We start from the raw sequence: 12,345 nt of genomic DNA, 5'->3' as shown, positions 1-12,345 counted from the left end.
TGCCTGCGATTACTCCGGCACGATCCAACTGACGGTAGCGTGGCCCGTACCGGCAGGCACCAGCGTTTTGTGCAGCCACGGCAGAACGTTGTTCATCTGCGCTTCGAGCTTCCAAGGCGGGTTGATCACAATCATCCCGGAGGCGGTCATGCCGCGCTGATCGCTGTCCGGACGAACTGCCAACTCAATCTGCAGGATTTTGCGGATGCCGGTCGCTTCCAGGTCTTTGATCATGCGTTTGATTTGCGCGCGCAGCACCACCGGATACCACAGCGCATACGTGCCGGTGGCAAAGCGTTTGTACCCCTCGTTGATGCCGGTCACTACCGCCTGATAGTCGGTTTTAATTTCGTACGGCGGGTCAATCAGCACCAGGCCACGACGGGAAACCGGCGGCAGCTTGGCTTTCAGCTGCTGATAGCCATCGGCTTTGTCGACTCGGGCGCGGTTATCTTTCTGGAACTCTGAGCGCAGCAGGGGGAAATCGCTCGGGTGCAGCTCGGTCAGCTGCAGGCTGTCCTGCTCGCGCAGCAGCTGGCGGGCAATCAGCGGGGAGCCAGGGTAGTAGCGCAGCTGGCCGCTGCGGTTGAAGTGATTCACTACGCCAATGTACGGCTCCAGCTCGGCAGGCAGATCGTCCTGCTGCCAGATGCGGGCGATACCCTCAAGGTATTCACCGGTGCGCTCGGCATGTTCACCGCTCAGCTGATAACGCCCCGCGCCCGCGTGGGTGTCCAGGTAGAGAAACGGCTTATCTTTCTCTTTCAGCGCTTCGATGATCAGGCTCTGAACGGTGTGTTTGAGGACGTCGGCGTGGTTGCCAGCGTGGAAGCTGTGGCGATAACTGAGCATGGGTAATGATATTCCGCTGAAAATGACGATTTGCCACAGTTTACAGCAGAACGGCACAGATTACCCGTAGGCCCGGTAAGCGCAGCGCCACCGGGCGTTTTTCGACAACCTCCGGCATTGAAATCCTCTACACTTAACCCCATTACAGAAAACAATATGCACAGCGCCGGATGCGCGCTTCATTCACCTATTTCAACAGGACAGCGTTTATGACCAATCCATTACTGACGCCTTTTTCGTTGCCGCCATTTTCTAAAATCCTCCCTGAGCATGTGGTTCCAGCCGTTAAGCAATCGCTGGACAACTGCCGCGCGGCGGTAGAAAGCGTGGTAGCGCAGGGCGCACCGTACACCTGGGAAAATCTGTGTCAGCCGCTGGCCGAAGTGGACGACGTGCTGGGGCGCATCTTCTCCCCGGTCAGCCACCTGAACTCGGTAAAAAACAGCCCGGAACTGCGCGAAGCCTACGAACAGACCCTGCCGCTGCTCTCTGAGTACAGCACCTGGGTTGGCCAGCACGAAGGGCTCTACAAAGCCTACCGCGACCTGCGCGACGGCGACCACTATGCCGAGCTGAACGCGGCGCAGAAAAAATCGGTCGATAACGCCCTGCGTGATTTTGAGCTGTCCGGGATTGGCCTGCCAAAAGAGAAGCAGGTTCGCTACGGCGAAATCGCGGCTCGCCTGTCCGAGCTGGGCAACCAGTACAGCAACAACGTGCTCGACGCCACCATGGGCTGGACGAAGCTGATTACCGACGAAGCGGAGCTGGCGGGTATGCCGGAAAGCGCGCTGGCGGCGGCAAAAGCCCAGGCCGAGGCGAAAGAGCAGGACGGTTTCCTGTTAACGCTGGATATCCCGAGCTATCTGCCGGTGATGACCTACTGCGACAACCAGGCCCTGCGCGAAGAGATGTACCGCGCGTACAGCACCCGCGCCTCCGATCAGGGGCCGAATGCCGGTAAGTGGGACAACAGCCCGGTGATGGCCGAAATCCTCGCCCTGCGCCACGAGCTGGCACAGCTGCTGGGCTTCGACAGCTACGCCGATAAATCCCTCGCCACTAAAATGGCCGAGAACCCGCAGCAGGTGCTCGACTTCCTGACCGATCTGGCGAAACGCGCCCGTCCTCAGGGTGAGAAAGAGCTGGCCCAGCTGCGCGCCTTCGCAAAAGCGGAGTTCGGCGTGGACGAGCTGCAGCCGTGGGATATCGCGTACTACAGCGAAAAACAGAAGCAGCACCTCTACAGCATCAGCGACGAGCAGCTGCGCCCGTACTTCCCGGAAAACAAAGCCGTTAACGGCCTGTTCGAGGTGGTAAAACGCATCTATGGCATCACCGCCAAAGAGCGTACCGATATCGACGTCTGGCACCCGGACGTGCGCTTCTTCGAGCTGTATGACGAGAAAAACGAGCTGCGCGGCAGCTTCTACCTCGATCTCTACGCGCGTGAGAACAAGCGCGGCGGGGCGTGGATGGACGACTGCGTGGGCCAGATGCGTAAAGCCGACGGTTCTCTGCAGAAGCCGGTCGCCTACCTGACCTGTAACTTTAACCGTCCGGTGAATGGCAAACCGGCGCTCTTCACCCACGATGAAGTGATCACCCTGTTCCACGAGTTCGGTCACGGTCTGCACCACATGCTGACCCGCATCGAAACCGCAGGCGTGGCGGGCATCAGCGGGGTGCCGTGGGATGCGGTCGAGCTGCCAAGCCAGTTTATGGAAAACTGGTGCTGGGAGCCGGACGCGCTGGCGTTTATCTCCGGCCACTATGAGACCGGCGAACCGCTGCCGAAAGCGCTGCTGGATAAAATGCTGGCGGCGAAAAACTACCAGGCGGCGATGTTCATCCTGCGTCAGCTGGAGTTCGGCCTGTTCGACTTCCGTCTGCACGCGGAGTTTAGCCCGGAGCAGGGTGCGAAAATCCTTGAAACCCTCGCCGAGATTAAAAAGCAGGTCGCGGTTATTCCTGGGCCAACCTGGGGCCGCTTCCCGCATGCGTTCAGCCACATCTTCGCAGGCGGCTACGCGGCGGGTTACTACAGCTACCTGTGGGCCGACGTGCTGGCGGCAGATGCCTTCTCTCGCTTCGAAGAAGAGGGGATCTTCAACCGCGAAACCGGCCAGTCGTTCCTCGACAACATCCTGACCCGCGGCGGGTCTGAAGAGCCTATGGAACTGTTCAAACGCTTCCGTGGTCGCGAGCCGCAGCTGGATGCGATGCTTGAGCATTACGGGATCAAAGGCTGATTGTTACGTGAAGATCTGCCTGGTAGATGAAACGGGCGCCGGAGACGGCGCCTTATCTGTTCTGGCGGCCCGCTGGGGGCTGGAGCACGATGAAGAAAACCTGATGGCGCTGGTGATGACCACAGCGCACCTTGAACTACGCAAGCGCGACGAACCGAAGCTCGGCGGGATTTTTGTCGACTTTGTCGGCGGCGCGATGGCGCACCGGCGCAAGTTCGGCGGTGGCCGCGGCGAGGCGGTGGCTAAAGCGGTCGGCATTAAAGGGAGCTACCTCCCGGACGTGGTTGATGCCACGGCGGGGCTGGGGCGCGATGCCTTTGTGCTGGCGTCAGTCGGCTGCCGCGTGCGGATGCTGGAACGTAATCCGGTGGTCGCTGCGCTGCTCGACGATGGGCTGGCGCGCGGCTATGCGGACCCGGAAATCGGCCCGTGGCTGCAGGAACGATTACAGCTGATCCATGCCTCCAGCCTGACGGCATTGACGGATATCTCCCCGCGCCCGCAGGTGGTCTATCTCGACCCGATGTTCCCGCATAAGCAGAAAAGCGCGCTGGTGAAGAAAGAGATGCGGGTATTTCAGTCGCTGGTGGGGCCGGATTTAGATGCCGATGGCCTGCTGGAGCCTGCTCGTCAGCTCGCGACGAAGCGGGTGGTGGTGAAGCGCCCTGACTATGCGCCGCCGCTGGCGGACGTTGCCACGACTAACGCGGTGACCACCAAAGGGCACCGGTTTGATATTTATATCCCCTCACCCCAACCCCTCTCCCCATAGGGGCGAGGGGCTCGATCGTTCCCTCTCCCTGTGGGAGAGGGTTAGGGTGAGGGGAATTTAACGCACTTACTCGTCTTCTTCGTCACGCAGCGGAACAATCAGCATATCCACGTGAACGGTGTTAATCAGCTGGCGCGCTGAAGACATCAGCTTGCTCCAGAAGTCCTGATGGTGACCGCACACCACCAGGTCCATGTCGTATTTCTTGATTGCATCAACCAGCACCTGACCCAGGTCGCCGCTGCCGCTCAGGGTTTCGGTGATCGGATAGCCTGCGTTGGTAGACAGTTCGCTCAGGGCGTGGTGCGTCTCTTCGGAAATGCGTTTTTGCATATCGCCGAGATTCACGTCGATCAGACCGGTGTAGAGATCGGAGTAATTCACGTCAACGTGAATCAGAGAAACTTTCGCGTTGTAGGGGCGTGCCATGGATACCGCTTTATCAACCAGCACTTTGCTCTCCGGGGAGAGGTCTACCGCGATGAGAATGTGTTTGTAAGCCATAGTGTTACTCCTTCCTTAAGTTATCGATGACTAAATGGGAAAGCCGTCGTCTGATGCTTTCATTACGGCCCAGTTAAACATATTTTTCAAGCTTTGGTGTTGATAACGATTAACCTTGTGGCAAAAAAATTAACGGATCTCCTACACTATTTAATGAGCCGTTCGGATATTAAAACGCGAACCGGATCGACTTTTAGTCATTCTTTCACTGAACTGTCTGTCAGGGCATTGGGGTGCGGTAGCTCAGAAGCCTTGCTTCGTGGGCGGACGCCGGGGAGGATGTATGATTAGCACCGTCGCATTGTTTTGGGCGTTATGCGTAGTTTGCATAGTGAATATGGCGCGCTACTTCTCATCGTTACGTGCGCTGTTAGTGGTACTTCGTGGTTGCGATCCGTTGCTTTATCAGTATGTGGATGGTGGAGGGTTCTTCACCTCGCATGGACAGCCCAGCAAGCAGATGCGTCTGGTGGGATACATCTACTACCAGCGCTACCGCGATCATCACGATGAAGAGTTTATTCGTCGCTGCGAGCGCCTGCGTCGTCAGTTCATTTTGACCAGTGCCCTGTGCGGGCTGGTCGTGGTCAGTATGATTGCATTGATGATTTGGCACTGAGCATAAAAAAAGCGGGTCAGTTTCCTGACCCGCTTTTTGTCGCCTTTCAACCGATTAAATCAGCTTCAGCGAAAGCCAGTACAAGCCGCCGGACAGCAGGATGGATGCCGGGAGCGTGAACACCCAGGCCATCAGAATGTTGGTCACGGTTTTGCGCTGCAGACCGCCGCCGTCAACAATCATGGTACCTGCCACGGACGAAGAGAGTACGTGGGTAGTGGATACCGGCATACCGGTGTAGCTCGCCAGACCGATGGAAACGGCCGCCGTCATCTGCGCGGACATACCCTGCGCATACGTCATGCCTTTCTTACCAATCTTCTCGCCGATGGTGGTTGCCACACGACGCCAGCCAATCATCGTACCGATACCCAGCGCCAGCGCGACCGCCATGATGATCCAGATTGGCGCGTACTCGATGGTATTGAGCATATCGCCTTTCAGTTTCTTCAGCAGACGCTGATCGTCAGCGCTGACTTCCGGCAGCTTCGCGACCTTATCGGTCACGTCAGAGATGCAGAGCATAATACGACGCAGCTGCCCACGCTGTTCAACGGCCAGCTTGTCGTAGCTTTCGATATCGCCCAGCATACCTTTCGCACGTTCCAGCGCGTTAATCGCGTTTGCCGGATGGCAGTGGAACTCGCCCGGTGCAGTGGTAGCGCCGGCTTCCGGAGAAGGGATCAGCTGGTCAACGCCGGTCGCTTTCTTCAACAGCTCAGGGTGCTGCTGGAAGTAAATTTCGACGTTGTTGACCGCATCACGGGTACGGGTGATTTCATAACCGGACGCATTCATGTTAACCACGAAGCCTGCCGGTGCGACACCAATCAGTACCAGCATGACCAGACCAATGCCTTTCTGACCGTCGTTCGCACCGTGTGAAAACGCCACGCCGATAGCGGAAATGATCAGGGCAATACGTGTCCAGAACGGCGGCTTTTTCTTGCCGTCTTTCTTCTCACGTTCTGCTGGCGTCAGGTGAATACGGGAGCGTTTTTTGGTATTGCTCCAGTAGCGACGCAGGATGAAAATCAAACCACCTGCAACCACCAGACCCACGATAGGGGAGATGATCAGAGAAGCGAAAATCCCAACAACTTTTGGGATGTTAAGTGCGTCAACGACGGACGTGCCGGTCATCAGGGCATTCGTTAATCCGATACCGATAATCGCGCCGATGAGGGTGTGAGAACTGGATGCAGGCAGGCCGAAATACCAGGTACCGAGGTTCCAGATAATTGCAGCAAGCAGCATTGAGAACACCATAGCAAGGCCATGGCCAGAACTAACGTTAAGAAGCAGATCCGTTGGCAGCATATGCACGATCGCATACGCAACGCTCAGTCCGCCCAGGAGGACACCAAAGAAGTTAAATACCGCCGCCATAACGACCGCAAGCTGCGATCGCATTGCGCGAGTGTAGATAACCGTTGCTACTGCGTTTGCAGTGTCGTGGAAGCCGTTGATCGCTTCGTAAAACAGTACAAAAACCAGAGCAAGCAATAATAAAAGCCCGGTATGTAAATCCAGGCCGGCAAACAAATGTAGCATAGGACGTTACGCCATTTTGAGGACATGAACGCGGCGCATTATCCAGGACAAATGCGCAACGGGCAAAGTGAAATATAGACTTTTTTTGACATACCACCTGATTTGAGAAATGTGCCTGAAAGGATATTCTTTATATTTCAACGGTATGGCTTTGTAATATCTTTTTACGCTGGTGTGACCACAGAGGAAACTTTACAATCCGCGGCAGTTAACCAAGAGGATTTTGACGTGGAAAGGTTTGATGCCGTAGTAATTGGCGCCGGTGCGGCGGGTATGTTCTGTGCGGCAATGGCCGGGCAGGCGGGTCGTCGCGTGCTGCTGCTGGATAACGGTAAAAAGCCTGGCCGCAAGATCCTGATGTCGGGCGGCGGACGCTGCAACTTCACTAATCTCTATGTGGAACCGGCAGCCTATTTGAGCCAGAACCGTCATTTTTGTAAATCTGCTCTGGCGCGCTATACCCAGTGGGATTTCATCGACCTGGTGGGCAAGCACGGTATTGCATGGCACGAGAAAACCCTGGGCCAGCTGTTCTGCGACGACTCCGCGCAGCAGATCGTCGATATGCTGGTGGCCGAGTGCGAGAAGGGCGGCGTGACGATGCGCCTGCGCACTGAGGTGCTGGAGGTTTCGCGCGACGAGCAGGGCTATACGCTACAGCTAAACGGTGAAACCGTTAGCGCCGAGAGCCTGGTGATCGCCAGCGGCGGCCTGTCCATGCCGGGGCTTGGCGCTTCTCCGTTCGGCTATAAAATTGCCGAACAGTTTGGCCTCAAGGTGCTGCCAACGCGCGCGGGCCTGGTGCCGTTTACGCTGCATAAACCGCTTCTGGAACAGCTTCAGACGCTTTCTGGCGTCTCGGTTCCATCGGTCATCACCGCCGAAGACGGTACGGTGTTCCGCGAAAACCTGCTCTTTACCCATCGCGGCCTCTCTGGCCCGGCGGTGCTGCAAATCTCCAGCTACTGGCAGCCGGGTGAGTTTGTTACGGTGAATCTGGTGCCGGACTGCGATCTGGACGCGTTTCTCAACGAACAGCGCACGGCGCATCCGAACCAAAGTTTGAAAAACACGCTGGCGATGCAGCTGCCGAAGCGTCTGGTGGAATGTTTGCAGGTGCTAGGGCAGATTCCGGATGTGTCGCTCAAGCAGCTTAACAGTCGCGAGCAGGACGCGCTGGTCGAGACGCTCACGAACTGGCGCGTGCAGCCAAACGGCACCGAAGGCTACCGCACGGCGGAAGTGACGCTGGGCGGCGTCGACACGCACGAGCTTTCCTCGCGCACCATGGAAGCCCGCAGCGTGCCGGGGCTGTACTTTATCGGCGAAGTCATGGACGTCACCGGCTGGCTCGGCGGGTATAACTTCCAGTGGGCGTGGGCCAGCGCCTGGGCGTGTGCGCAGGCGCTGGCAGAAAAGAACGGTTAATATTGATTTTTTAGCGTGCCGCTTTTCTTAAAGGTACGCTTTTCTCTACTGGCCCCGGCCAGTCTGCATGGTGCTGTGTTTTGCCTCCAAAAAAGGGTTGTGTATGTCTGCTGCTCATCTCGGTTTCCCGACGGAAACCGTTGTTGTCTTTGTCGTGATGGCCGTTGGGGCGATGTTTATCGACCTCTTCATGCACCGCCACGATAAGCCTGTCTCGCTAAAAAGCGCGGCGATGTGGTCCATCTTCTGGGTCATGATGGCGATGGCCTTCGCCGGATTCCTCTATGTTCACCACGGCGCTGAAATGGCGAGCCTGTTCCTCACCGGCTATGCGCTGGAAGAGGTGCTCTCCGTAGATAACCTGTTCGTGATGATGGCGATCTTCGCCTGGTTCGGCGTGCCGGATAAGTATCGTCACCGCGTCCTCTACTGGGGCGTGCTGGGGGCGATTGTTTTCCGCGGTATTTTTGTGGCGATCGGCACCAGCCTGTTGAGCCTGGGGCCGTACGTCGAGGTGATTTTCGCGCTGGTCGTCGGCTGGACGGCGGTGATGATGCTCAAGCGTAACGAAGAGAGCGACGAAGTTGAAGATTACTCCGGACACCTCGCGTATCGTCTGGTGAAGCGCTTCTATCCCGTGTGGCCGAAAATCAGCAGCAATGCCTTTATTCTGACGCAGAAAGAGGTTGATGCAGAGCTGGAGAAGCCGGAAAACCAGGACGTGATGGTTGGACGCGTGAAAAAGGCAAAGCGCTACGCGACGCCGCTGCTGCTTTGTGTGGCGGTGGTGGAACTCTCCGACGTGATGTTCGCGTTTGACTCCGTACCGGCCATTATCGCCGTGAGCCGCGAGCCGCTGATTATCTACAGCGCAATGATGTTTGCCATCCTCGGCCTGCGTACCCTGTACTTCGTGCTGGAGGCGCTGAAGCAGTATCTGGTGCATCTGGAGAAAGCGGTGGTGCTGCTGCTGTTCTTCGTGGCCTTCAAGCTGGGGCTGAATGCCACCGATCACTTCTGGCATCACGGTTACAGCATTGGCGCGACGGCCAGCCTGTTTGTGGTATTGGGCGTGCTGGCGCTGGGGATTATTGCGAGCGTGATGTTCCCGGGGAAACGTACTGCCTGATATATCGTTTGTCTCCCTCTCCCTGTGGGAGAGGGCCGGGGTGAGGGCACCAGACCGCACCTAACCCTTAATCGGTGAATTCCGGCGCTTGCGCGGATGATGAAAGTGACGCCAGTGCGGATCTTGCGCTGCGGCCAGCAGTTCATGATCGCCGCGGGTATCGCCCCAGGCGCGCAGGTGGTATTCGTTCAGATTGCCGTACACCTTTTCCAGCCTCGCCACCTTCTGGGCGCAGCGGCAGTTGTTGCCGGTGATGCGCCCGGTCAGCTTGCCGTTTTTCACTTCCAACTGCGTGCCAATCAGCTTAATGCCGAGCTTATCGGCCCACGGCTGGAGCACCAGCGCCGGAGAAGCGGAGCAGATCGTCACTTCCGCACCGGAATTCACCTCAGCCGCAACGGCCAGCACGCCTTCAGGGCGCATCAGCCTGGTCCAGTATTTTTCACAAAAGGCTTCTGCCTGCTGGCGTAACCAGTGTTCATCCACGCCCGTCAGGAACGTTTTAATCAGCACCTCCTTCAGCTCGTCGCGCGTCAGCTTGCGGCGCACGCAGTGGAGCGTTGGCAGCGCCATACGCACCAGTCGACCGGCGAAGTAACGTTTGCCGAAAGCAAAGCGCAGGAAGGGAATAAAGCTGTCGTGGTGCGTCAGCGTTCCATCAAAGTCAAAGACAGAAAGCACGTTGGATTTCGCCACTGTCTCGTCGGCAATCATATTGGTCATAAATACGTCTTAGCTGAAATACACATTCTGCTGATTAGTTTACCTGCTTTACCCCGACAGTCCTGCAATCGGGTACATTTTTTTCTCATTCTTGCGACCTGGCGGAGCAGTCCAAAAACAGACTCGATAAATATTGGTTGAAAAGTGAGCTGCCTATATTATCGCCACATCGAAAGATATTTCAGGGGAACATTGGCCCCACTGGTAAGGAAAAAATCACTCGCTTCTTCTATCTTGATATGACTCTTAGATCGCTTATTTCAATACTCTCGTTAAGTTTTGTCTCTTTTTCCGCGTTGAGTTTTCAACTGCCCGCGTCAATGCTGTCGACCAACAGCGAGCTGGCGGTATCGCCTGCCAGGGCTGCGCTGCTGCATCAGGAAACCGGCCCGCTTCGCTCACGCATTCTTGACCAGTATCAGAAGTGGAAAGGCACCCACTATCAGTGGGGCGGCACCTCGCACCATGGGGTGGATTGCTCTGCGCTGATGCAGCATTTGTTTAGCGATGCGGCCCATTTGAACCTGCCGCGCACGACGGGCGAACAGATCCACCGCGGCGTGCAGGTGGCGCAGTATCGTTTGAAGGCGGGCGATCTGGTGTTCTTCCAGACCGGTCCGCACCGCAGGCACGTAGGCGTCTACATTGGTGATAGCCAGTTTATTCACGCCTCGAGCAGCCAGGGCGTAACGGTGTCCACCCTGACCGACGATTACTGGCAAGAGCACTACATCACCGCCCGCCGGGTTGCCGGCAGTGCAGCCTGACAGACATCAGATGATGTCGTCCACCACGCCACCGTCGACGCGCAGCGCCGCGCCGGAGGTGGCGGAGGCCTGCGTTGAGCAGACATAGACCACCATATTGGCCACTTCTTCTACCGTGGCGGCACGCTGGATGACCGAGCTTGGGCGGTTAGCCATCACAAACTCTTTCGCCAGCTGTTCCAGCGATTTGCCGGTTTTCTCGACTTCGTCCTTCATCATTTCGGCGAAGCCGTCCGACATCGTTGGGCCTGGCAATACGCTGTTGACCGTCACGCCGCTCCCCGCCGCGAACTTCGCCAGCCCGCGCGCCAGGGAGAGCTGTGCGGTTTTGGTCACGCCGTAGTGGATCATGTCTGCGGGAATATTGCAGGCCGACTCGGATGAGATAAACACCACGCGTCCCCAGCCTTTTTGCATCATGCCCGGCAGCAGGGCGCGGGAGAGACGCACGCCGGACATCACGTTGGTCTGCCAGTAGCGCTCCCAGGTATCGTCATCGGTGTCGTAAAAATCCTGCGGGCCGTATATCCCGGCGTTATTCACCAGAATGTCGACGTTGTTTGCCACCTTCAGCAGCGACTCAACGCCTTCTGCCGAGCCGAGATCGGCAATGGCGGCGCGAACCTGCACGCCCGGTACGACCTGCTGAAGCTGCTGGATGCCTTTGTTGACTGACTCCGTGCTGCGGCCATTCACTATCACCTCTGCGCCGCTTTCAGCCAGCCCCCTCGCGATAGCAAAGCCAATCCCGCCGGTAGAGGCGGTTACCAGCGCCACTTTCCCCGTAAAATCGATTTTCATCATCTGGTCCTTATCGTTTCCAACGTTCGGACCTTAAAGCGTAGCAGTTGATGGTTACGGCTCCTGGCTAAAAAGGCGCAATAGCGTCTCAACCTGATCGTCCAGCGGGGCGAGGGAGCGCTTGACGATCAGGTGCAGCGGCGTGGCGCGGCGTACGCCGTGGCCGAGCGGCAGCGTTTTCAGAACGCCTTGTTCCAGCTGGGTTTGAATACGTTCTTCCGGCAGCCAGCCGTAACCCACCTGAAACATCACCGCTTCGATGGCGGCATCAATGGTTGAAAACGTCCAGGACTCGCCGGCAGGGCGGGCGGCGGGCTGGCTGTCCGCAATCTGAACCAGCGGCCACGGGCGGAGCAGCTCGTCGTTTAGCGGCGCATCGAGGCTGAACAGCGGGTGATCCCGATGGGCAACGGCGACAAAATCAACGTTCATCAGCCATTCGCCCAGGCCGGTAATGTCCTGTCGGCGGGTAAGAACCATCACGTCGGCTTCATCGTTGAGCGCGTCGGCGCGCGTGTTTTCCAGCACCTCGGTGAGCCGCACCTGGGTCTGCGGATAGCGCTGCTGGAACTCTCTTAAAATGGCGAACAGTCGGCGGCGCGGGAAAATACTGTCTACCATAAGATCGATGCGGGTGCGCGCGCCGCTCTTCAGCGTCGCGGCTCGCGTTTCGACGTAGGAGAAGGCTTTCAGCAGCGGCTTCACCTGATTTAACAGCAGTTCTCCCGCGGGCGTCAGCACCGCCCGTCGTCCTTCCGCCACCAGCAGCGCGACGCCCAGGCGTTCCTGCAGCAAAGAGAGGTTGTAGCTCACGGAAGACTGGCTCCGGTTGGTCTGCTCTGCCGCTTTGGCAAAGCTGCCGGCCTCGACCACTTTTTCCAGTAATGACCATTGCTCAAGGGTTGTTTTGTGCATGGCATATCTAAATTTTGAATTAATTTGAT

General features: G+C 57.4%; 12 protein-coding genes. 6 read left to right on the top strand and 6 right to left on the bottom strand.

Going from position 1 to position 12,345, the window contains the following annotated elements; translation table 11 throughout:
• Positions 1-9 precede the first annotated feature (9 nt).
• Positions 10-852 (bottom strand): 23S rRNA (adenine(2030)-N(6))-methyltransferase RlmJ, encoded by an 843-nt coding sequence (locus VPX56_RS21620; protein WP_326468841.1) that lies wholly within the window; start codon positions 850-852, stop codon positions 10-12.
• A 209-nt stretch (positions 853-1,061) separates the two neighbouring features.
• On the opposite strand from VPX56_RS21620, the gene prlC reads away from it, so the two are divergent.
• Together prlC and rsmJ are read left to right on the top strand one after the other, a co-directional pair.
• Positions 1,062-3,104 carry an oligopeptidase A gene (gene prlC / locus VPX56_RS21615; RefSeq protein WP_326468839.1) on the top strand — a complete coding sequence of 681 codons (2,043 nt, stop codon included), beginning with the start codon at positions 1,062-1,064 and terminating at the stop codon, positions 3,102-3,104.
• Between the two features lie 7 nt (positions 3,105-3,111).
• Positions 3,112-3,876: a 16S rRNA (guanine(1516)-N(2))-methyltransferase RsmJ gene (rsmJ, locus tag VPX56_RS21610; protein ID WP_131635206.1), complete on the top strand. Its 765-nt coding sequence runs from the start codon at positions 3,112-3,114 to the stop codon at positions 3,874-3,876.
• 66 nt (positions 3,877-3,942) lie between these two features.
• Here the strand turns inward: rsmJ and uspA are convergent, their stop codons facing one another.
• On the bottom strand, positions 3,943-4,380 hold the full coding sequence (gene uspA, locus VPX56_RS21605) for a universal stress protein UspA (protein ID WP_003861223.1): 438 nt from the start codon (positions 4,378-4,380) through the stop codon (positions 3,943-3,945).
• A gap of 283 nt (positions 4,381-4,663) precedes the next feature.
• Between uspA and uspB the strand changes: the two genes are divergently transcribed.
• Positions 4,664-4,999 (top strand): universal stress protein UspB, encoded by a 336-nt coding sequence (uspB, locus tag VPX56_RS21600; protein ID WP_003861224.1) that lies wholly within the window; start codon positions 4,664-4,666, stop codon positions 4,997-4,999.
• 54 nt (positions 5,000-5,053) lie between these two features.
• On the opposite strand, the gene pitA is transcribed toward uspB, so the two are convergent.
• Entirely contained in the window at positions 5,054-6,553 is a 1,500-nt protein-coding gene (gene pitA / locus VPX56_RS21595; protein WP_263610846.1) for an inorganic phosphate transporter PitA, read from the bottom strand.
• A 228-nt stretch (positions 6,554-6,781) separates the two neighbouring features.
• Between pitA and VPX56_RS21590 the strand changes: the two genes are divergently transcribed.
• Positions 6,782-7,981: a BaiN/RdsA family NAD(P)/FAD-dependent oxidoreductase gene (locus tag VPX56_RS21590; RefSeq protein WP_326468834.1), complete on the top strand. Its 1,200-nt coding sequence runs from the start codon at positions 6,782-6,784 to the stop codon at positions 7,979-7,981.
• Positions 7,982-8,084: 103 nt separating this feature from the next.
• Positions 8,085-9,110, top strand: a complete 1,026-nt coding sequence (locus VPX56_RS21585; protein ID WP_131635203.1) for a TerC/Alx family metal homeostasis membrane protein — start codon at positions 8,085-8,087, stop codon at positions 9,108-9,110.
• A gap of 60 nt (positions 9,111-9,170) precedes the next feature.
• Here the strand turns inward: VPX56_RS21585 and VPX56_RS21580 are convergent, their stop codons facing one another.
• Positions 9,171-9,833 carry an HAD family hydrolase gene (locus VPX56_RS21580; protein WP_131635202.1) on the bottom strand — a complete coding sequence of 221 codons (663 nt, stop codon included), beginning with the start codon at positions 9,831-9,833 and terminating at the stop codon, positions 9,171-9,173.
• Between the two features lie 239 nt (positions 9,834-10,072).
• Here VPX56_RS21580 and VPX56_RS21575 point away from each other — a divergent pair, with 239 nt between their 5' ends.
• Positions 10,073-10,600: an NlpC/P60 family protein gene (locus VPX56_RS21575; RefSeq protein ID WP_131635201.1), complete on the top strand. Its 528-nt coding sequence runs from the start codon at positions 10,073-10,075 to the stop codon at positions 10,598-10,600.
• Positions 10,601-10,606: 6 nt separating this feature from the next.
• On the opposite strand, the gene VPX56_RS21570 is transcribed toward VPX56_RS21575, so the two are convergent.
• Both VPX56_RS21570 and VPX56_RS21565 read right to left on the bottom strand, forming a co-directional pair.
• A complete protein-coding gene (locus tag VPX56_RS21570; RefSeq protein WP_326472165.1) occupies positions 10,607-11,401 on the bottom strand; it encodes an SDR family NAD(P)-dependent oxidoreductase in 795 nt (264 codons plus the stop codon).
• Between the two features lie 54 nt (positions 11,402-11,455).
• Positions 11,456-12,316, bottom strand: coding sequence for a LysR family transcriptional regulator (locus VPX56_RS21565; RefSeq protein ID WP_131635200.1), 861 nt, complete (start codon positions 12,314-12,316; stop codon positions 11,456-11,458).
• Between the last annotated feature and the right edge of the window lie 29 nt (positions 12,317-12,345).

It is taken from the genome of Enterobacter wuhouensis (assembly GCF_035835995.1).
Classification (GTDB): domain Bacteria; phylum Pseudomonadota; class Gammaproteobacteria; order Enterobacterales; family Enterobacteriaceae; genus Enterobacter; species Enterobacter wuhouensis.
The sequence above is the reverse complement of the archived record's forward strand: the minus strand, read 5'-3'. Positions and strand labels throughout refer to the sequence as shown.